Raw genomic sequence first — 18,824 nt, 5'->3', positions numbered from 1 at the left:
CTAGTGAGGGTCAGGCGCCCGTGTCGTCTCGAATACCGTCGTCCTCCGGCGTCCCGGTGCGGGCGGCCGCCAGCTCGCGCTCGATGAACGGCGTGAACAGGTCTGCCAGGTTGCGGGCGATGGAATCCGGTGTGCCGTGCCGGAGGGCGACGTTGCTGATCGCGAGGCGCACCAGGCCGTCGGACAGGACCCGAGCGCGGTCGATGGGTACGGCCGCCCAGCTGTTCATGAAGATCTCGGTGAGGCCGTCGGTCGCGTGGGTGTAGATCTTGCCGCCGTCGGTGGTCAGCAGGCGGAGCAACTCGGTCTGCGGGTCGGGGCCCGCGATACCGTGCCGGACCAGGGGGTCGCTGATCGCGAGGGCTAGGAACTGCCCGAAGCCCTCGCGAATCGCGGTGTGCGGGTCGCCCGGGTGCGAGTCGACCTCCTGCCGCACGATATGCAGGAAGCCGTCGACGAAGCGCAGCACGTAGGCCTCGGCGAGCCCGTCCCGGGACCCGAACTCCTTGTACAGCGTCTGCCTGCTGATTCCGGCCAGCGTCGCGATCTCGGCCATGGTGATCTCGGCCCACGGCTTGTCCACCAGGATCTGGCGCGCGGCCTCGATGGCGGTGCTGCGCGACACCATGCGTGTCATGGCACGCAGCGGGAGACGCCTGGCCTCCGCGCGCATCCGCTCGCGCATGTTGCCGGCGCCGATCAGTGACCGGATATTCAGGTCCACCATGGACTCCATCATCGCAGGCGCCTCCATGTCAGGTCCGGCGACTGCGCCTGGTCGACGCCAGCATGTCCGCGAATCGCTCGAACTTCACACGCGGGCGGCCCTGCACCTCGCCGCGACGGCGCTCGGCGACGTCGATCGACCGCAGGCCGCCGTAGTCGACGACCCGCCCGACGCGGCGGCGGGCCATCCCGACGAAGGCCTCGGAACCGGTACCCCTGCCGCCCGCGAGCTTCCCGGCCGCGACGTCCTCGACCAGGGCCTCGACGGTTGCGATGGCGTCGATCCGGTTGGTGCCGATGCCGCCGCTCGGACCGCGCTTGGCCCAGCCGACCACGTAGCGACCGGGTTGGACGCCGCCGTCGGGGCCGGTGATGCGGCCGGCGGCGTTGGGGAACCGCCCCGCGGCCTCGTCGAAGGGCAACCCGTCGATCGGCACGCTGCGGTACCCGATGGACCGCACGAGCAGATCGGCCGGGATGTCGCGCACGGTCCCAGCGGCGTCGACCCGCACGGCCTCGACGGCCTCGTCGCCCACCGCCGCAACGGGCGAGGTGTGGAACTTCAGGACGATGCGCCGCCGCGACGGGTCCGCGGGCGCGGTGACATCGATCCCGTCGTCCTCGTCCACGACCACCTCGAGCCCAGGAACCGACTGCAGCGCACGGAATTCCGCAGCTGTGTACGCGGCGTCGGTCGCCGCGCGACGGCCCAGTAGCACCACCTCGTGCAGATCCTGGCGGGTGAGGTACTCGAGCGCGCGGTCGGCGATGTCGGTGGTGCGCAGGCGTTCGACCGGGGACAGCAGGATCCGTGCCACGTCGAGCGCGACGTTGCCTGTCCCCACGACGACGGCGCGGTGGCTGCGCGCGGGCAGATCGGGGAAGGGCCGCGGCACGTCGGGGACCGCGTTATACCAGGCCACGAGGTCCGTGGCGGCGGTGCTGCCGGGCAGGTCCTCGCCGTCGATGCCCAGCTTGCGGGCGGATGAGGCGCCCACGCCGTAGATCACCGCGTCGAAGTACTCGTCGATCTCGGCCGGGCTCACGTCGCGGCCCACCTCGATGTTGGTGGCGACGGTGACCCGCGGGTGCCGATACATCAAGTCGAACCCCTTGAGCACGCCCTTGGTCCCGGGGTGGTCGGGCGCGACACCCGCGCGCACCAGTCCGCCCGGCGTGGGCAGCTTGTCGATGACGGTGATGTGCGCGTCGGTGCGTGCGACCAACTCGCGTAGCGCGTAGCCCGCGGACGGCCCGGTGCCGACGATCGCGATCTGGTACTCGGACCCGACGCGCACCGCGGGCCGGTACTCGACGGCGTCCCAACCCGACGTGATCTCCGGGTGCTCGGTGTAGAAGTCGGCGTTGATCTGCGCGTACGGCAGATCGGCGGGACCGAGCCGGTCCAGCGGATAGATCGCGTCGACCGGGCATGCGTCGGCGCAGGCACCGCAGTCGATGCACGTGTCCGGGTCGATGTGCAGGATCTCCGAACCGCCGAAACCCGGCTCACCGGGCGTGGGGTGTATGCAGTTGACCGGACAGACGTTGACACATGACGCGTCACTACAGCACGCCTGGGTGATCACATGCGGCATCAGTACATGTTCGCTTTGCGATACCACTTCAGAGCCGCACGGTTCAGCAGACCGCACTCATCGAGGAACTCCATGAGGTGGACGCAGCTCTCGCGGACCTGCGACCTGTAGTACGGGTTGTTCTTCGCCTCACGGACCGCACGCTCGGCGTCGAGGCCGGCGTCGGTGTAGGCCTGCGGATCGTGTAGCGACGTCACGATCAGGTACGCGGCGATCGAGATCACGTAGCCGCGCCACATCTTGCCCCACCGGCTCTTGTCGGCGAGCGACTCGCGCACCTCCTCGCGCGCGAACTTCATGTGCCGCGACTCCTCCAGCACGTGGATCTCGTTCACGGTGCGGATGAAGGGGAGCACGCGCTCGTCGCGCATACAACCACGCTGGAAGACGTCGAGGACCTCCTCGGCCACGAGAATGCCCGCGTAGGCGACCGCCCCGCCGGCGACCTTCTTGAAGATGCGGCCGGCGCGGCCGACGAACTTCGACGGACGGTACGACTTGCCGACCATCTTCTCGGACGCCTTGGCGAACATGAGGGAGTGACGGCATTCCTCGGCGACCTCGACGAGCGCCCACTGGTACTCGGAGGTGTGGTACTCACCGAGGTACTGATCGCGCAGGACCATCTCCTGCAGAATCATCTCGAACCAGATGCCGTTGGTCATCACCGACGCGAACTCGTGACGCGTCAGGTCGATGCGCTGCTCCTCCGTCAGCTCGTTCCAGTAGTCGGTGCCGAACAGGGTGCACCACTCCGGGCTGCAGCCGTGCAGCGACGGGTCCATCGGCTGATCCCAGTCGATCTCGTTGAAGGCGTTGCGCGAGAGTTTCGCGGCGGACTCGAGGAGCCGGTCCGAGACCTGCTCCGCGCCCTGATCCCGCGTGCTCACCGCAGCGTTCTGCGGAGACTGAACCTCGGGGCGTTCGGTGATAGTCATAATCACCAGACCTCTCTCGCGTTGTCGACTTTGACACCTCAAACCTAGACGCGCAGCGCCTCCGTGTCAACGAAACGAACGTGCGGATAGGCGGTGTCAATGTAACGGCCCGATCTCGCGGGGACCGGTACGGTGGCCCTGCGGGGTGGTCTACCGTCGGGGTCGGAACCTCGGCACGGCCGCGGCGCCACCCTTTTGCCCCGCCGCGAAAAGAGGATCCCAGTGCCCGCCCTCCACCCCGTCCCGTCCGCCGACCTGCAGCCCGGTCGGCCGGGTGTCCACGAGTTCTCCGTCCGGTCGGCGCGCAGCGTCGACTGGGTGTGGGAGGAGCTGACATCCGACAACCCGTTGCACTGGTGCAAGTCGCTGCGCGCGGTCCGTTGGACCAGCCCGCGGCCCTTCGCTGCGGGTACCACGCGCCGGGTCGTCCTGGGACCCGGCGTGAGCGCCGACGAGTTGTTCTTCCAGTGGGACGAGATCGGTGAGAACCGTGAGATGGCGTTCTACGTCCAGTCTGCGACCGCGCCCGGACTCAGCCGCCTGGCCGAGCGTTACAGGGTCGAGCCCGCACCGACCGGCGGCTCGGTGTTCACGTGGACGCTGTTGGTCGAGCCCGTCGGGGGCCGCATCGGGGCGCGGCTTGCGGCGCCGGTCCTCACGCTGATCGTCGCGTCGCTGCGCAGGGACACGGAGAAGTACTTCAGCGCCTGATGCGGGTCGCGAGCCGGGCGCCGAGCGCGGCGAGCGCGACGCATACCGCGGCGACGCCGAGCGAGATGCCGTACGGCCGGTCGAGCACCGTTCCGTTCGGGGGCCGTCCGGACCCGCGCGTGACGGGCGTCGCCAGCACGGCGATGGTGACCGCGAGCACCCCGGCCGCCAGCGCGGCCGCCCACCACCGCGGGGGCAGTAGCCGTCGCGAGGTATGCCCGGCGAGCAGGCACACGGGCGCGAACACCCCGTCGTGGAGTGCCAGCGCCGCCGCTGCCCACAGCGCGGCGGAGACCAGGTCACCGGGCGGGAGGCCGGCCGCGAGCCATCCGCCGTATGCGAGCGCGCCGAGCCCGGCGGTGCCCAGCGCGGCCCGTGTGGCTCTCACCCGAGCACCTCGATCCGGTGTACCCACTTGGTCTGGGTGACCCCCGGGCGGCTCGGCGCGATCAGCCGGCAGGGGTAGCCGTGGTCGAGGTCGAGTTCCGCCCCGTTCACGCGTAGCGCGAGCAGGCTCTCGGTGGCGCGCACGTGCGGCGCGGGCAGCGTTGAGACCCCGTAGAGCCCCGTCTCGAGCGAATGGAAGCGGAGCGCGGCGCCGTCGGGGGCGGACGCGAGAGCGGCGAGGTCGCCTACCCGCACGCCCGTCCAGGTGGCCCACGTCGTCCATCCCTCGACGCAGGCGATGGGTAGCCGGACGGTGGCCTGTGGCAATGCCCGGAGCTCGGCGAGAGACAGCACGACGGTGCGCGGCCCCGCCACGGTGAGCCGGAATCCGGGATCTGCCGCCGCTGCCCGTACGCCGGCGGCCGCGGCTGTGCGGTTGACGGGTAGGCCCTGTGGCCCGTCCCCCGAGCGTGGCGCGAACACCGCGATCCTGCGCAGGCCGGGGACGCTCTGGCCGCCGACGGCCAGCGCTGCCAGGGCGGCCGCCGAGAGCCCCGTGAAGAGGACTGCTCGGCGCGAGACCCCCGCCACGGGTTCGCTCTCGGGGCTCCTCCGGTATGCCGCAGCGATATCGGGCAGCTTGACGGCCACGTGTATCGCGACGGAGCCGGCGGCGACCCATGCGACCGCGTAGTGCGCGGTGGGGAAGAAGAACCGCCACGGGTACCACTGCGCGATGTTGAGCAACCCCGTCGACAGCTCGAACAGGATCGCCATCACCAGCACGGCGATCGAGGCGCGCTCGGCGGCTCGCCGCAGACTTGCTGCGGGTGCGCGCCATGAGCCGATCAGGGGACGTGCGAACAGCTTCGGATACACGACGGCCAGCTTGAGCAGCGTCAGCGGGATCGCGGCGACGCCCGAAGCGACGTGCGCGCCCTGTGTCAGCTGGTACAGCCACGCCGGATGTGCGGGCCAGGCGAACCATGACGGCGGGTGCTGGATCAGGTGCGACAGCATTCCCGTCGCGAAGCACACGGCGACCGCTATCCCGAGGGCCGTGCCGAGGTGCGCCGTCAGCCGAGTGGAACGGAGCGCGGGCCGCGGCGGGATCACGGTGCCAGCTCCACGCATCGCCGGCCCCCCACGGTGACCGTGCGCCGCACGCGTCGGTGCGCTGCCCACGCCAGTCCGTCGACGGCGTCCGGGCCGACCTGGCACCACGGAAACCACTCGGACACGGATGATTCCGTGTGCAGGCGTGCGCTGTGCCGATCGATGCCGCGGATCCGGGTATCGACCTCGACCAGTAGCGATCCGTGCCGCGCGACCAGACGTGCGGCGCGCTCGATGAGCCGATGTGGGTCACCGCCGATACCGATGTTGCCGTCCAGCAGCAGAGCGTAGGACCAACGACCCTCGCCCGGCAGCGGCGCGAACACGTCCCGCAGGATCGCTGCGCCGCCGCGTGCCCGCGTGAGAGCTACCGCCGACGGAGCGCTGTCCACACCGAGCGCCGGAACCCCGTGCCGCAAAAGGGATTCCACGACCCGACCGGGGCCGCAGCCCAGGTCCACCGTCGGACCCCGGCACCAGCCGGCGATGGTGGAGACCAACTCGGTGTCCTCGTTGTCCGAGGCGCGCCAGCGGCGCACGGGCAGCGGATGCGACCGACCGGAACCGCGCTCCAGGGCCGCCGCGGTGTCCCCGGCGAACGCCGGCTCCCACACCGCGGTCACAGCCGGGCCACCGCGAGCCGCCTCGCGGTGGTGGCGAACTCGCTACCCGGCGGGCACGCGGCCGCGACGACGGACACGTCCGACGGTCGGTCGACGTCCCGCAATGGCGCCAGCATCGTGACCGAGAGGCCCGCGCTGCGCAGTGCCCGGCGGGTGTCGGCGCCGGTGAGCGGTGTCGACATCCGCACGTGCAGTAGTGCTTCCGCTCCGCGACCGCCGTGCAGACCGAGGGCCCACCACCCGCCGTCGAGGGCGGGGCCGAGGACGGCCGTGCCGGCGCCGAGCTGATCGAGACCGTGCGCGAGGAGCTCGGGTGTGACCTGAGGCGTGTCCATGCCGATCTGGAGGACGGGGCCCGGCCCGGCGCGGCGATGCGCGTCGGCGAGCCTCTCCGCGAACGTGGTACCCGTCTGGAGGAACACATCGCACCGCCGCAGGAGATCGTCGCACTCCGCGGGAGCTGTCGGCCCCCAGTCATATTCGTGGAACGCCACCGTGCACCGCGTGTCGGGAACCGCGAGCGCGGCCCGCAGGGTGTCCCGGAGTGCCGCCGCTGCGAGCCGCGCGGCGCCGCCGGCGCCGTAGCCCGGTATGAGGCGCGTCTTGGCGTGGCCCGGCACGGGTCGCTTCGCGACCACGAGGATCGTGTTCACAGAGCGCTCCTCAGGAAGTCGGCGGCGGCGATCGCGCTGCCGCGCACCGAACCGGACACCTTCGACCGGCCCGCGGTCCGGGCGCCGTATGCGATGTCGAACTCCCGGACGTCCCACCGGGCGCGGGCGGCCCGTGTCAGGAGCTCGACCGGATAGCCCGACCGCCGGTCACGGATCCCCAGCTGCAGCAGCTCGTCCCGTCGAGCGGCGCGCAGTGGCGCGATGTCGTGCACGTCGATCCCATACCGCCGGCGCAGGCTGCGGGCGATCAGTGCGGAGCCGGCGCGTGCGTGCCAGGGCCAGGCCCCGGGGGCAGGGCGCCTGCGGCCGACGGCGAGGTCGGCACCGCGTCGCACCGCTCCGACGAGGGCGGTGAGATCGGCCGGGTCGAAGGATCCGTCGCCGTCGATCGTGCACACGATCGGCGTCCCTGCGGCGACGATCCCCGTGTGTACGGCGGCGCCGTATCCGGGCTCCGGCTCGGTCACGACGCGTGCCCCGGCATCACGCGCGGCGGCGTCTGTGCGATCTGTCGAGCCGTTGTCTACGACCAGCACGCCGAACCCACCCGGCACCGCCGAGACCACGGCGCCGATGCTCCGGGACTCGTTGCGGCACGGGATGATAACCGTGACATCGGTCGGGTTCTCTGCCATGTCACCGACGCTAGGCGTGCGCGCCGGGTGCGGGAAGGTGCGGCGTGATGACGAAACGATGACGTCGTCGCGCGGCGGCGATCGGCGCGCCCGTGGGCGGCTAGCGTCTAGGTGTGCGACGGACAGAGGCCGCGGGTGCTGCGGCGGCGGTGCTCCTGGTGGCGGCCGCCGTGGCCGTGCCGCGTCTGGCTTCGGAGGCTTTCCGCATGCGCCTGGTCGCCGAGGCCGCACCGCTGTTCGGGCGCTTCCATCCCCACCTGGGCGTGGGATCCGTTCCGGCACTGGCGATCGCGGCGCTGGTGGTGTGCTGGGGGCCGGCGGCCGTGCGGCGGTCGCCGTTCGGCGCACTCGTCGCGGGCACCGCGGCGACGCTCGCTGCGTGGTCGCTGGCCCTGGGGACCGTCGGGGGTTGGCGTGCGTTCGCGACCAAGCTGACCGGTTACGACCAATACCTGCACGAGGTGCCGCGCGTGCCGGGGATCGCCGTCCTGCACGTGTTCGCGAGGAGGATCCCGGACCACCAACCGGATTCGTGGACGGTGCATGTTTCCGGGCACCCGCCGGGCGCGCTGCTCACGTTCGTCGCGCTGGACCGCATAGGCCTGGGAGGCGGGACGTGGGCGGCGCTCTTCTGCGTGGCGGTCGGAGCGAGCGGCGCTGCGGCGGCGCTGATCGCGGTCCGCGCGCTGGCGGGCGAGGCGGCCGCACGGCCGTGCGCGCCGTTCCTCGCCCTCTTCCCCGGCGGACTCTGGCTCGCGGTGTCGGGCGACGCCTACTTCGCCGGGGTCGCGGCGTGGGGGCTCGCTCTGCTCGCGGTGGCCGCGGCGCGGCGGCGAGGTGCTCGATCGTGGCTCTGCGCAGGGGCGGCGGGTCTGCTGCTCGGATGGGCGGTGTTCCTCAACTATGGGCTGGTGCTCGCTGCGTTTCCCGCGCTCGCGGTACTGATCGCAGCCCGGAATCTCCGGCCGCTGCTCGCGGCGGTGCCGGCGGCCGTCGTCGTCGCGGGGCTGTTCGCTGCGGGCGGCTTCTGGTGGCTCGACGGCTATCACGCCGTGATGATGCGGTACTACCAGGGCATCGCCTCGTTCCGGCCGTTCTCGTACTGGGTATGGGGCGACCTCGCTGCCGCGGCGTGCGCGTTCGGGCCCGCCGGCGGCGCGGCGCTGGCTCGCGCGGGCGCGTCGCTGCGGCGGCCCCGTGCCGCCCCCGCGCTGGCGGTCCTGGTGCTCGGCGCGGCGGCCGCGATGGTCGCAGCGGATCTCTCCGCGCTGAGCAAGGCCGAAGTCGAGCGGATCTGGCTACCGTTCACACTGTGGGTGACGTGCGGCGCCGGGCTCTCAGCCCCCCGTGCGCCGGTCGGCGCGACGCGGGCCTGGCTGGCGGTGCAGGCGGTGACGGCGTTGGTCATCGCCCACGTCGTGCAGGTCTATCAGTGAGGAGGCGGCGGTGACGCACATCCTGGTCGCGGACGACGACGTAGAGGTCGGCGACGTCGTGCGGCGCTATCTGGAGCGTGACGGCCACCGGGTGACGGTCGTCGCCGACGGCGGCGCCGCGCGGCGCGCACTCGCGCAGGAGCGTGTCGACCTGGTGGTTCTGGACGTGATGATGCCGGCTCCGGACGGCATCGCGCTCTGCCGCGGCATTCGCGCAGGCGACGGCGCAGACCCCACGCTTCCGGTGGTGCTGCTCACGGCGCGCGGCGACGAGGACGACCGGATCACGGGACTGGAGGCGGGCGCCGACGATTACGTCGCCAAACCGTTCAGCCCGCGCGAGCTGGCGTTGCGTGTCCGGTCGGTGCTGCGCCGAGCGGCGCCGCCGCTCGCGACGGCTGTGGTGTGCGACGGGCCACTGCGGGTCGACCCCGCGGCGTGCGCCGTGCAGCTCGACGGGCGCGAGGTCTCCACGACCCGAAGGGAGTTCGATCTGTTGCACCATTTCGTCGCGCACCCCGGAGAGGTGTTCTCGCGCGAGGAGCTGCTGGAGCGGGTGTGGGGCTGGGAGTTCGGTGACCTGTCGACTGTGACCGTGCATGTGCGCCGCCTGCGCGCCAAGCTGGGGGCCGATGCGCCCATCGAGACGGTGTGGGGGCGCGGGTACCGCTGGACTCCGTACCCGATCCGCCGCGATGGACTCGAACCGTGGGAGGCGAAGTGAGCCAGGACATCCCGCAGATCGCCCTGCTAGCGCTGCTGTGGTCGGCGCCGGTAGTGCTGCTCGGCGCGGTCGTGCTGTGGCGGGCGCGGTCGATGTCGCTCCAGGTGTCGATGGTGGTGCTGGTCCTGGTGCCCGTCCTCGCGGTCCTGTCCGGCGTCGTGGGCGTGAGCGGATTCATGTTCACGGCGGACTTCACGCGCACGGTTACCGTACTGGGTGCGGTGTCGGTGGTGGCGGTTCCCGCCGCGGTCGCACTGGGGCGGTTTCAGGCACGGAGAACAGTGTGGGAGAGGCAGATTCGCGAACAGGAACGTGTCGCGGAGGCCGCCCGGCGCGACCTCGTCGCGTGGGTGAGCCATGACCTGCGGACGCCGCTCGCTGGAATCCGCGCGATGTCGGAGGCACTGCGCGACGCGGTCGTCACCGACCCCGGCGAGGTCACGGAGTTCGCGCGTCGCATCGACCGCGACGCGGTGCGGCTCGCCGCCATGGTGGACGACCTGTTCGAGATGTCTCGGATCCATTCCGGCGCACTGCGCCTCGATCTGGAGGTGATCGACGCCCGCGAGGTCGTCGACGAGGTACACGCAGGACTGGAGCAGGCGGCCGTGCGCGCGGGGATCACCGTCGAGGTACGTGCCGAGGGTGCGGTACCCGTGCACGCGAGTGTCTCCGCGCTCGCGCGGGTGCTGCGCAATCTGGTTCTCAATGCCGTCGCCCACACCCCCGCCGGCGGCCGTATCGTCCTGTCGGCGGTTGCGCAGGACGGCGATGCGGTGCTGCGTGTCGACGACACCGGCACCGGCATCGCGGAGGCCGACCTGCCGCGGATCTTCGACGTCGCCTTCCGAGGGACCGCGTCCCGGTCGCCCGTCCACACGGAAGGGCTGCCCGCCGGATCCGGTATGGGACTTGCGATCGCCCGGGGCCTGGTCGAGGCGCACGGTGGCGGGATCGCGGCGCAGAACCTGGTACGGGGTACGCGATTCGAGATACGCCTGCCACTCGCGTCGGGCGGTGCCTGATCACACTCGCTGGGGCTCGTTCGGCGTCGTCGCGCGCAGGGAGTCGGTTGCGAATCGGGCGAGGCCGTCGTCGGGGGCGATGCGCGCGGTGAAGCCGAGGAGCTCTCGGGCCCGTGCGGGGTCGGCGACGATGTGCCGCACATCCGCCGCGCGATACTCCCCGGTGACGACGGGAGCGGGCCCGCCCGCGTGTTCTGCAAGTATCCGGGCCACGTCGCCAACGGTGACCGGGGTTCCGGAGCACACGTTCAGTGGCACGAATCCGCCGCCGTCGGTGAGGGATTCGATGGCCAGAACGTTCGCGTTCGCGACGTCGGACACGTGGACGAAATCGCGCGTCTGTCCGCCGTCCTCGAAGACGCGCGGCGCGCACCCGGCCGCGAGCGCCGACCGGAAGATCGACGCGACGCCGGCGTACGGGGTGTCCCGTGGCATCCGCGGACCGTAGACGTTGTGGTAGCGCAGCGCGACCACGTGGCCGCCGGTGGCGCGGGCCCACGCGGCGCAGTAGTGCTCCTGCGCCGCCTTCGACGCCGCGTACAGGCTCTGCGGGGCGAGTGGGGCGTCCTCGCCTGTCGGCGACCAGCGGGCGGGCTCTCCCGACGATAGGTAGCGCTCGAACCTGCCTGCGGCGAGGTCGGATCCGCTGCGCTCCCGTGGCGCCGCCGGCCGGCCCAGGCGGTCGACGTACGCGCCGTCGCCGTAGACGACCATCGACGACGCGAGTACGAGGCGCGCGCACCCCGCGCGGTGCATCGCCGCCGACATCGCCGCCGTGCCGAGGTCGTTGTGCGCCGCGAACCCGGGGGCGTCCTGCATGTCGACGCCGATCCCGACGAGCGCGGCCTGGTGGCACACGGCGTCGACACCGCGGAGCAGGCTCGTCAGGCCGTCGACGTCGCGGACGTCGCAGCGGTGGATGTCCGGTGGCGGCGCAGCGCCCGGGCCGTGCGCCTGCGGCAGCATCGCGTCGACGGCGACCACGTCGTGCCCCGCCGCGGTGAGTGCGTCGTGGACGTGCGAGCCGATGAAGCCCGCGGCGCCCGTGAGAAGGATCCGCATGCCCCCAGCCTCGTTCCCGGGACCCGGACCCGCCAGCACGGCGGGCCGGTGGTCACCGTTTCGTCACATCCGGGGGCGGCGGACGGGCAGGAGGGCACAGTAACCGACAGGCTCGCTCAGGCGGGGCGGGGCTGCTCGCCCGCGGCGCAGAGGCAACCGTCCTCTGGATCCGTAGCCGAGACGGCCGTCCGCACTGCGGCCGTGAGCCGGTCGACGTGCCTGCCGAACTCGGCGAGTACGTCGGCCATCTGCACGCCTTCGCCGGGCTCGATACCCGCGTCGAAGTCGGTGACCAGCGCGATGGCCGCGTAGCAGAGCTTCAGCTCCCGGGCCAGTGCTGCCTCGGGCAGGCCGGTCATGTTCAGCAGCGACCACCCCTGCGCGGCGTACCAGCGGGACTCGGCGCGCGACGAGAACCGTGGTCCCTCGATCACGGTCATCGTGCCGCCCTCCGCGGCACCGGTCCCGAGAGCCGCGCGACGGAGTCCGGGGCAGTACGGGTCGGCGAATCCCACGTGGATCGCGGGCCCGTCGAAGTAGGTCGACACCCGCGATGTCGTGCGGTCCACCAGTTGATCCGGAACAGCGATGGAACCGGGTGGAAGCTCCGTCGTGAGCGATCCGACGGCGCACGGGGCCAGCACCTTTCGCACCCCCAGGCTGTGCAGGGCCCACATGTTGGCGCGGTACGGCACGGTGTGCGGTGCGAACTCGTGGCTGCGTCCGTGCCTCGGCAGGAACGCGACAGCCGTTTCACCGACGGTGCCGATCGACACGGGTGCGCTCGGCGGGCCGTACGGGGTATCGACGACGCGTTCGTCGGTCGGTCCGTCGAAGAAGCGGTACAGGCCCGTTCCACCGACGACGGCGATATGGGGCTCGTTGGACGTCATGCCACCAGCATCGCGCGTGTCGCCGCGCGACGCGAGTCACGTCTGTCCGGACGCAGTTCGGATCCAGGTAGTGCAGTACTGTTCCGCTCGCCGGTGCGTACGGCGATACCCTGGGCACGTGAGCGACGACCGGGGGAACGGTGCGGACACGGGACAGGTGGGTCTGCCCCCGAATCCGCACGCACATCCCGACGCCACGACCGGCGAGTTCCCGAGTGCTTCGTCGGCCACCCGCATGGTCGACGTCCCGACCGGGCGACTCGCTCATGCGCCCAACTCGCCGACCGGCGAGATCCCCGGCGCGCCCGGTCCGCGCGCGCAGACGCGGGAGCTGCGCGGCGTGGCGCCGGAACCCGACACGTACGACCCGTCGACCGACGTCACGCCTAAGGTATCCGTGCCCGGAGGGCCGAATCGCGTCATCCCGCCGAGGCCGCAGGCCTACTCCGATACGTTCGCCGCCCAGCCGGGTGTCGTTCGTCCCGGGATCGACGACGCGCCCGAGACCTGGGTCCGGGCCGCCGCGCCGCCCGCCCGCGAGTACGTGCAACCGGGTTGGGTCGCGCCGCCCCGGCCGAAGTCGAAGGCCGTGCCGGTCACCGTGACGATCGGCGTGCTCGCGGTTCTCGCCGCCGTGGTGTTCGCGCTGGTGCGGTTCGGCGTGCTCGGCGGGGGAGACGGCGACGAGGCCTCGCCCCAGACCATGGCGACTTTCCCGGGTTCGGCTGCCGCGGCGCCGACCACCGCGGCGCCGACGACGGCGGCGCCGACCCACCGGGACGCGGCCGGACGCATCGAGGACGGCGTCCGCGCAGCGAAGGTCGGTGACTGCGCCGCCGTCGGCCGCTCGGGCCGGTCGGTCACAGACTTCACGGTGGTCCCGTGCACGGACGCCCGTGCCGCGTACGTGGTCTCCGGTCGTGGGACCGACCGCTCCGTGTGCGGCGACTCCACCTGGATCAAGACCAGCAACGAGGCCCTCAGGCCCGTAGACGTGGTCCTCTGCCTGAGTGGTCGATAGCGCTCAGGTGTACCGCACACCCGTGATCCGGTGCAGCGAGAACTCGCGTTCCAGCCCTCGTTCGTCGCGCACCAGCACGCGTCCGTTGCGTTGCCCCTGAGGCCGGACGCGTTGCAGGGAACGCGTTCCGTTGGCGTCCACGTAGCCGAGCACCACCGCCCGGCCCGTCAGCTTCGCGTTCTCCAGGAGCAGCACCGCCTCGGCGCCGCGCACCTCGCCGTCGGGATCGGATCGTGGCTCCGCCTCACGCTCCCGGATCCGTGCGACAGCGCTCGCGAGGGATTCCGGTGTCGGGCCTGCGGGTCCGGTGGGGCGCGGGCGCGGCGGAGGCACGCGAGCGGGCGCGGGCCGCAGGTCGACGACGGCACCGGCAGCGTTCTCCGCGGCCGCGGGGTAACCGGCCTGACGCAGCGCGGCGACGACGTCCGCGAGCGGCGCCTGCGAGATCGCGACTGTGGGCGCGATGACGCGCAGCGCCAGATCGACGGCGACTGGTGCGGACGCGACGGCCGTGATCAGCGCGGGGTCGTCCGACCGGACGAAGGAGGATGCGACGCCCGCGCGCAGCTGGCCGTGCCTCCGCGCGACATCGTCGATGAGGTACGTCAGCGTCTGGGGGACGGGTGTGGCGGAGTGCGCCGCGAAGAACGCATGCAGCTCCGCCGCTGCGCGGCCGGCGTCGAGCGCACGGCGCAGCGAGCCCTCGGTCACGCGGTACACGCTGGCCCCGCCCGCGGACTCGAGGTTCGCGACCAGCGTCACCACCGCGGCGAAGTCGTGTGCCATGGGCCCGGGCACGGTGAGTGTGAGGTCCGCCTGTAGCAGGAACTCCTCGACCGGCTCGGGCAGCGCCGCCGCCGCGACCCCGGCGACGGCGGCGCGCGAGTCACCGTCGCGGGCGGCTCTGCCGATGCCGGAGAGCGCGCCGCGCGCGACCAGCCCGACGGCGGCCGCCTCGCCCAGGATGTGCTCGATCGACGCCCGGGTGAGGCGGCGCTGCCAGCGTGGATGCGCATAGCGTGCCGCATTCTGCAGCGCGGTCACCGGCGGGGCCACACCGGTGTCCGCCTTCGCGAGCGTGCCGAGCACGGCCCGGCGGTCGAGGGGCGCGACGGTGCTGCGCGCGCCCGCGCTGAGCGGCCCGATCACACCGTCGTCGGTGCGCGTGCCGATGGCGGACGGGCGGCGCCGCATCCGCAGCCATGCGAGTGCCAGGTCGGCCCAGCGGTCGGGCGCGGGCGCGGCGAGCCAGCCGTCGACGCCGGACGTGGGTGCGACCGCGACCTCCTCGCCTACGTCGCCCGCGGCGATGAGGTCCGCCTCGGCGAGCAGCTCGAGGACGAGGGCGGCGCGACCCTCCTCGAGGCCGGTGGCCTTGGCGATGCGGCGCAGCTGCAGGATCCCGATCCCGCCCGAGCGCAGGGTCGGGGCCGGTACCGCACCCAGCAGCTCGATCACGGCCTCGGCGTGCCGCAGCAGCTCGAGCGCCTCGGACGCTCCGGCGGCGTCCACATCGGCGACGACGGGGCCGTCGAGGGCGGGAGGCCGTAGCTGCCACGGATCGGCAGGGTCGTCACCGCGCAGGAGGGCGCCGACTGCGGCGGGCAGCTCCACCGTCAGCTCGTCCACTCGGGCGAGCAGACCTTTGGCGAAGAGTCGCTGGACGGGGTGGTCGGCGGGTGCGGTGTCGCCCGCAGCCGTGCTGCGGCCTATGGGGTTCCCCGCGGCCAGGCGGTGCAGTAGCGCGGTCTCGGCCTCGGAGCACGTGTCCAGCAGTTCCCGCAGCTCGGCGACGGTGTGCAGCTGGCCGGTGAGCTGCGGGGTTCGCCACGGCAGGGCTTCGCGAACGGTCGGTGCGACGCGCAGGGCGCCGTCCGGTCCCCATGCGAGGGCGAGCGCGCGCAGCCGCCGGATGCGCGCGGTGATCCCGGCCTTCGTGATCCGGCCCGCGAGCGCGGTGTAGACGGCCTCGGCCGGCACGGGTTCCTGAGTCGCCCGCTGCGCGACGAGGACCTCGATCACCGCCATCGCGGGCAGGTCCAGATCCTCCGCGGCGCGGGCGATCGACGGCCCGGCGCTCAGCCGGGACGCGAGCACGGTCAGCGTCGGGGGCGGGGGCGTGGCGACGTCTCTGCGCTCGCCCAGCAGCTGCGTCAGCTCGCGGTCCGGGCGGCCGCCCAGCCATACCGCCAGGCCCGCGACGGGATCGTCGGGCGTCGGGCTGGTCACCCCGTACAGGGTAGAAGGCGCCGTGGCCACCGGCTCGGCCGCGGGGCGTGTCAGAATATCCACGTGTCTGAGACCGCGAAGAGCAACAGCTATGTCGACAACGGGTGGCCCCGCGAGATCGCCGACGCCGGCGAGCATGCCGTGTCCGAGTTCGCGGCCCCGCTGGTGGGGGCGCTCTCCCCGTTCGGCGAGGTGGCCTTCCCGCAGGAGAACGTCCCCTACATCCACCCCGTCACCAAGGTGAACCGCTGACCGAACCGCGCCTCACGCACGTCGACGAGTCCGGCTCGGCCAGGATGGTCGACGTGGCGGGTAAGGCTGCGACGGTCCGCACGGCGGTGGCCGCGGCCACGTTCCGTACCACCGGTGATGTCGTCGCCGCGATCGCCGAGAACCGGATCGCGAAGGGCGATGTCCTCGCGACCGCCCGCATCGCGGGCATCATGGCGGCCAAGCGCACCCCCGACCTCGTCCCGCTGTGCCATCCCGTGCCGCTGACGTCGGTGTCCGTGGACATCGAACTGTCCGACGCGGCTGTGGATGTGGTCGCCACCGCACGTGCCACCGGCCCCACGGGAGTCGAGATGGAGGCCCTCACGGCGGTCACCGTCGCCGGGCTGACTCTGCACGACATGGTCAAGGCCCTCGATCCCGCCGCGGTCCTCACCGACGTGCGTGTGCTCCGCAAGGAGGGCGGCAAGAGCGGGGAGTGGGTCCGTGCCTGAGCCGCGGCGCGCGGCGGTCGTCGTCGCCTCCACCCGTGCGGCCGCGGGGACCGTATCCGATCGCACGGGACCGATCATCGTGGAGTGGCTGCGCGCCAGAGGTTTTCGTGTCCCAGACGCAAAGGTTGTGCCCGACGGTGCGCCGCTCGGCGCAGCCCTGCGTTCGGTCCTCGAAGACGACCCGCACCTGGTGCTCACCACCGGCGGCACGGGTGTCACGCCCACGGACGCGACTCCCGAGCAGACCAGGCCACTGCTGGATCGCGAGATACCCGGCCTCGCCGACGCGATCCGCGCCGCCGGGCTACCGAACGTGCCGACCGCGGTTCTCTCGCGTGGGCTCGCGGGCATCGCCGGAACCACCCTCGTCGTCAACCTGCCCGGCTCGCCCGGGGGCGTACGCGACGGCCTCGCAGTGCTGGGGGCCGTGGTCGACCACGCGCTGACGCAGATCGCGGGCGGGGATCATGCTGTGGATGTCGACCGTGGCTGAACACACCGCGACCCTGACGGACGAACCGATCGACCTGCCGTCGCACGAGCGCGCCGTCGCCGACGGGGCCGCGGGCGCGATCGTCGGGTTCGTGGGTGCGGTCCGGGATCACGATCGGGGCCGGGCGGTCACACGGCTCGAATACAGCGCGCACCCTACGGCGGCCCGCGTCCTGGACGAGGTCGTCGCGGCCGTTGCGGCACGCGCGCAGGGCGTGCGTACGGTCGCCGTGTCGCACCGCGTGGGCCGTCTCGAGGTCGGGGAGCCGGCGCTCGTCGTCGCGGTGTCCGCCGATCACCGCCGCGCGGCATTCGAGACGTGTGCGCTGCTCGTCGACGAGGTGAAGGCGGCGCTGCCGGTGTGGAAGCACCAGGTCTTCACCGACGGCACAGACGAATGGGTCGGCAGCGCCTGAACGCTGCCGACCCATTCGTCGGTATGAGAGACCTCGAAGGTCAGTAGCCGGACTTCTGCAGCTCCTGCAGGAACTTCAGCACGGCCGGGTCGACGTTCTTGCCCTGAGCGCGCGCGTGGTTGATCGCCTGCTGCAGCGCCGCGGAGCCCTTGGCGGTCTGGTGCGCCGCGGCCCCGGCGGCCTTCTTCACGGCCGGCTTCTTGGCAGCGGCCTTGACGGCCTTCTCGGCAGGCTTGGTGGCCTTCTTCACGGCCGGCTTGCTGGCCTTCTGGACCGACTGGGCCTGCGAGCTGGTGTCGGTGGCCGACACGCTGCGCTGGGTGGCCGCGCCGAGACCGGTGCCGCAGACGGGCCATGCGCCCTTGCCCTGGCCGGCGAGCACCTTCTCGGCGACCGCGATCTGCTGGGCCTTGCTGGCCTGATTCGCCGACGGTGCGTACTGCGACCCCCCGTATGCGTCCCAGGTGGACTGGCTGAACTGAAGACCGCCCTGGTACCCGTTGCCGGTGTTGATGGCCCAGTTGCCACCGGACTCGCACGAGGCGACGGTGTCCCACTGGGAATCGGTGGCGGCGTTGGCCGAGGGGGCGAAGGCGAGACTCGCACCGCCGATGAGGGCGCCGGCGGCGGCGGCCTTGGCGACGGTACGGCCGGTGGTGGACTGCTTACGATGGCGACCGGTCATGGCGGTGTTGTTCTTCCTCTCTACACGCACCTACGAAGTGAGCTGTCGGGTTCGGGCGAGAGGTTGCCCGGCCGGTTCCCGCCGATGCGGTTCCCGGCTTGACCCCAAGGGCCTTGCGGCCCGCATCGCCCCAGGTGGAGCGATGTGGTGGTTCCTCCGTCTTCGTCCTGCTGAAGTAGTAGTCGTGTGCCCCTGCCGGCTGCTGGACGAAGCTGGGTGCGGCGTCCGGCTGAGGGGCCGCTCCTGCGGCCGCGATCGACGGTACGTGGTGCGCGGACGGATGTCATCTCTTTCGCTGTTATCGGTTCGTGACCGTCGAGCAGCCGCTGCGCAACCGAATTCTTGGGAAATCCGCAGGTCGAATCAAGGAATACCCCGTTCGTTGCACACTTGTTATCCAAATGTGATGTGACGAACCTCACATTGAGTTCCGGGACACGCGGCGCGGACACGCCGGTTCTACCCGCCCGCGAAGGGCGGGAGCACGTCCAGGACACCGTTCGCCTGCGTGGTCGCCGGATGCCGAACGGCGACCTCGTCCAGCAGATACGAGCAGCGGGTGAGCACCGTGGCGAGTCCGGGATGCAGCTCCGCCAGAAGCTCCGCCACGTCGGCGACGGTCGCCGTATCCGGTGCCGGCACCGCTTCCTCGTGGACGCCCGCCGCGGCCCGTGCGGCAGCGAAGTAGCGCACGTGCACGTGGTGCAC

The 18,824-nt window shown here is 72.0% G+C and carries 22 protein-coding genes and 1 riboswitch; of the genes, 9 read left to right on the top strand and 13 right to left on the bottom strand.

The annotated features are described in order from the left end of the window. Positions 1-10: 10 nt before the first annotated feature. The 3 genes from P0W64_RS09705 to P0W64_RS09695 are packed head-to-tail and all read right to left on the bottom strand — an operon-like array spanning position 11 to position 3,262. On the bottom strand, positions 11-739 hold the full coding sequence (locus tag P0W64_RS09705) for a TetR family transcriptional regulator (protein WP_275479885.1): 729 nt from the start codon (positions 737-739) through the stop codon (positions 11-13). A gap of 16 nt (positions 740-755) precedes the next feature. Next, positions 756-2,324 (bottom strand): 4Fe-4S binding protein, encoded by a 1,569-nt coding sequence (locus P0W64_RS09700; RefSeq protein ID WP_275479884.1) that lies wholly within the window; start codon positions 2,322-2,324, stop codon positions 756-758. Next, entirely contained in the window at positions 2,324-3,262 is a 939-nt protein-coding gene (locus P0W64_RS09695) for a diiron oxygenase (protein WP_275479883.1), read from the bottom strand. Before P0W64_RS09695 ends, P0W64_RS09700 begins: the two co-directional genes overlap by 1 nt. Before the next feature lie 222 nt (positions 3,263-3,484). On the opposite strand from P0W64_RS09695, the gene P0W64_RS09690 reads away from it, so the two are divergent. After that, positions 3,485-3,973 (top strand): SRPBCC family protein, encoded by a 489-nt coding sequence (locus P0W64_RS09690; protein WP_275479882.1) that lies wholly within the window; start codon positions 3,485-3,487, stop codon positions 3,971-3,973. Here P0W64_RS09690 and P0W64_RS09685 read toward each other — a convergent pair. The 5 genes from P0W64_RS09685 to P0W64_RS09665 are packed head-to-tail and all read right to left on the bottom strand — an operon-like array spanning position 3,963 to position 7,408. After that, on the bottom strand, positions 3,963-4,361 hold the full coding sequence (locus P0W64_RS09685; protein WP_275479881.1) for a hypothetical protein: 399 nt from the start codon (positions 4,359-4,361) through the stop codon (positions 3,963-3,965). The genes P0W64_RS09690 and P0W64_RS09685 overlap by 11 nt on opposite strands. After that, a complete protein-coding gene (locus P0W64_RS09680; protein ID WP_275479880.1) occupies positions 4,358-5,494 on the bottom strand; it encodes a molybdopterin-dependent oxidoreductase in 1,137 nt (378 codons plus the stop codon). Before P0W64_RS09680 ends, P0W64_RS09685 begins: the two co-directional genes overlap by 4 nt. Then, complete coding sequence (locus P0W64_RS09675) at positions 5,473-6,099, bottom strand: class I SAM-dependent methyltransferase (protein ID WP_275479879.1); 627 nt, start codon at positions 6,097-6,099, stop codon at positions 5,473-5,475. Before P0W64_RS09675 ends, P0W64_RS09680 begins: the two co-directional genes overlap by 22 nt. Further along, positions 6,096-6,752, bottom strand: coding sequence for a DUF2064 domain-containing protein (locus P0W64_RS09670; protein ID WP_275479878.1), 657 nt, complete (start codon positions 6,750-6,752; stop codon positions 6,096-6,098). Before P0W64_RS09670 ends, P0W64_RS09675 begins: the two co-directional genes overlap by 4 nt. Continuing rightward, positions 6,749-7,408, bottom strand: coding sequence for a glycosyltransferase family 2 protein (locus P0W64_RS09665; protein ID WP_275479877.1), 660 nt, complete (start codon positions 7,406-7,408; stop codon positions 6,749-6,751). The genes P0W64_RS09670 and P0W64_RS09665 overlap by 4 nt, the downstream gene beginning before the upstream one ends. A gap of 113 nt (positions 7,409-7,521) precedes the next feature. On the opposite strand from P0W64_RS09665, the gene P0W64_RS09660 reads away from it, so the two are divergent. Genes P0W64_RS09660 through P0W64_RS09650 form a run of 3 tightly spaced genes read left to right on the top strand, consistent with a single transcriptional unit; the run spans position 7,522 to position 10,593 of the window. Beyond that, positions 7,522-8,844: a hypothetical protein gene (locus P0W64_RS09660; RefSeq protein ID WP_275479876.1), complete on the top strand. Its 1,323-nt coding sequence runs from the start codon at positions 7,522-7,524 to the stop codon at positions 8,842-8,844. Between the two features lie 10 nt (positions 8,845-8,854). Next, entirely contained in the window at positions 8,855-9,568 is a 714-nt protein-coding gene (locus P0W64_RS09655) for a response regulator transcription factor (protein ID WP_275479875.1), read from the top strand. Further along, entirely contained in the window at positions 9,553-10,593 is a 1,041-nt protein-coding gene (locus P0W64_RS09650; protein ID WP_275479874.1) for a HAMP domain-containing sensor histidine kinase, read from the top strand. Before P0W64_RS09655 ends, P0W64_RS09650 begins: the two co-directional genes overlap by 16 nt. Here the strand turns inward: P0W64_RS09650 and P0W64_RS09645 are convergent, their stop codons facing one another. Continuing rightward, complete coding sequence (locus tag P0W64_RS09645) at positions 10,594-11,655, bottom strand: NAD-dependent epimerase/dehydratase family protein (protein ID WP_275479873.1); 1,062 nt, start codon at positions 11,653-11,655, stop codon at positions 10,594-10,596. Between the two features lie 116 nt (positions 11,656-11,771). Continuing rightward, a complete protein-coding gene (locus P0W64_RS09640; RefSeq protein ID WP_275479872.1) occupies positions 11,772-12,548 on the bottom strand; it encodes an S-methyl-5'-thioadenosine phosphorylase in 777 nt (258 codons plus the stop codon). A 118-nt stretch (positions 12,549-12,666) separates the two neighbouring features. Between P0W64_RS09640 and P0W64_RS09635 the strand changes: the two genes are divergently transcribed. Continuing rightward, positions 12,667-13,569 carry a hypothetical protein gene (locus P0W64_RS09635; protein ID WP_275479871.1) on the top strand — a complete coding sequence of 301 codons (903 nt, stop codon included), beginning with the start codon at positions 12,667-12,669 and terminating at the stop codon, positions 13,567-13,569. Positions 13,570-13,572: 3 nt separating this feature from the next. On the opposite strand, the gene P0W64_RS09630 is transcribed toward P0W64_RS09635, so the two are convergent. After that, complete coding sequence (locus P0W64_RS09630) at positions 13,573-15,798, bottom strand: helicase-associated domain-containing protein (protein WP_275479870.1); 2,226 nt, start codon at positions 15,796-15,798, stop codon at positions 13,573-13,575. A 63-nt stretch (positions 15,799-15,861) separates the two neighbouring features. Here P0W64_RS09630 and P0W64_RS09625 point away from each other — a divergent pair, with 63 nt between their 5' ends. Genes P0W64_RS09625 through P0W64_RS09610 form a run of 4 tightly spaced genes read left to right on the top strand, consistent with a single transcriptional unit; the run spans position 15,862 to position 17,431 of the window. Further along, entirely contained in the window at positions 15,862-16,050 is a 189-nt protein-coding gene (locus P0W64_RS09625) for a hypothetical protein (protein WP_275479869.1), read from the top strand. A gap of 44 nt (positions 16,051-16,094) precedes the next feature. Further along, on the top strand, positions 16,095-16,523 hold the full coding sequence (moaC, locus tag P0W64_RS09620; RefSeq protein ID WP_275479868.1) for a cyclic pyranopterin monophosphate synthase MoaC: 429 nt from the start codon (positions 16,095-16,097) through the stop codon (positions 16,521-16,523). Then, positions 16,516-17,016 (top strand): molybdenum cofactor synthesis domain-containing protein, encoded by a 501-nt coding sequence (locus tag P0W64_RS09615; RefSeq protein ID WP_275479867.1) that lies wholly within the window; start codon positions 16,516-16,518, stop codon positions 17,014-17,016. The genes moaC and P0W64_RS09615 overlap by 8 nt, the downstream gene beginning before the upstream one ends. After that, on the top strand, positions 17,000-17,431 hold the full coding sequence (locus tag P0W64_RS09610) for a molybdenum cofactor biosynthesis protein MoaE (protein ID WP_275479866.1): 432 nt from the start codon (positions 17,000-17,002) through the stop codon (positions 17,429-17,431). The genes P0W64_RS09615 and P0W64_RS09610 overlap by 17 nt, the downstream gene beginning before the upstream one ends. 40 nt (positions 17,432-17,471) lie before the next feature. On the opposite strand, the gene P0W64_RS09605 is transcribed toward P0W64_RS09610, so the two are convergent. Both P0W64_RS09605 and P0W64_RS09600 read right to left on the bottom strand, forming a co-directional pair. Continuing rightward, positions 17,472-18,116, bottom strand: coding sequence for a transglycosylase family protein (locus tag P0W64_RS09605; protein ID WP_275479865.1), 645 nt, complete (start codon positions 18,114-18,116; stop codon positions 17,472-17,474). Between the two features lie 11 nt (positions 18,117-18,127). Continuing rightward, positions 18,128-18,307: riboswitch (cyclic di-AMP (ydaO/yuaA leader) on the bottom strand. A gap of 268 nt (positions 18,308-18,575) precedes the next feature. After that, complete coding sequence (locus tag P0W64_RS09600) at positions 18,576-18,815, bottom strand: MoaD/ThiS family protein (RefSeq protein WP_275479906.1); 240 nt, start codon at positions 18,813-18,815, stop codon at positions 18,576-18,578. Positions 18,816-18,824: the final 9 nt, after the last annotated feature.

The organism is Tsukamurella sp. 8F (assembly GCF_029167375.1).
GTDB lineage: Bacteria > Actinomycetota > Actinomycetes > Mycobacteriales > Mycobacteriaceae > Tsukamurella.
This window is presented reverse-complemented; position numbering and strand designations above follow the sequence as displayed.

What these genes read in the sequence shown, in the direction of transcription:
- P0W64_RS09645 (WP_275479873.1), bottom strand. Translation starts at nt 11,655, where the DNA reads ATGCGGATCCTTCTCACGGGCGCCGCGGGCTTCATCGGCTCGCACGTC.
- P0W64_RS09605 (WP_275479865.1), bottom strand. Translation starts at nt 18,116, where the DNA reads ATGACCGGTCGCCATCGTAAGCAGTCCACCACCGGCCGTACCGTCGCC.
- moaC (WP_275479868.1), top strand. Translation starts at nt 16,095, where the DNA reads ATGGTCGACGTGGCGGGTAAGGCTGCGACGGTCCGCACGGCGGTGGCC.
- P0W64_RS09695 (WP_275479883.1), bottom strand. Translation starts at nt 3,262, where the DNA reads ATGACTATCACCGAACGCCCCGAGGTTCAGTCTCCGCAGAACGCTGCG.
- P0W64_RS09700 (WP_275479884.1), bottom strand. Translation starts at nt 2,324, where the DNA reads ATGCCGCATGTGATCACCCAGGCGTGCTGTAGTGACGCGTCATGTGTC.
- P0W64_RS09680 (WP_275479880.1), bottom strand. Translation starts at nt 5,494, where the DNA reads ATGCGTGGAGCTGGCACCGTGATCCCGCCGCGGCCCGCGCTCCGTTCC.
- P0W64_RS09665 (WP_275479877.1), bottom strand. Translation starts at nt 7,408, where the DNA reads ATGGCAGAGAACCCGACCGATGTCACGGTTATCATCCCGTGCCGCAAC.
- P0W64_RS09610 (WP_275479866.1), top strand. Translation starts at nt 17,000, where the DNA reads ATGTCGACCGTGGCTGAACACACCGCGACCCTGACGGACGAACCGATC.
- P0W64_RS09640 (WP_275479872.1), bottom strand. Translation starts at nt 12,548, where the DNA reads ATGACGTCCAACGAGCCCCATATCGCCGTCGTCGGTGGAACGGGCCTG.
- P0W64_RS09705 (WP_275479885.1), bottom strand. Translation starts at nt 739, where the DNA reads ATGATGGAGTCCATGGTGGACCTGAATATCCGGTCACTGATCGGCGCC.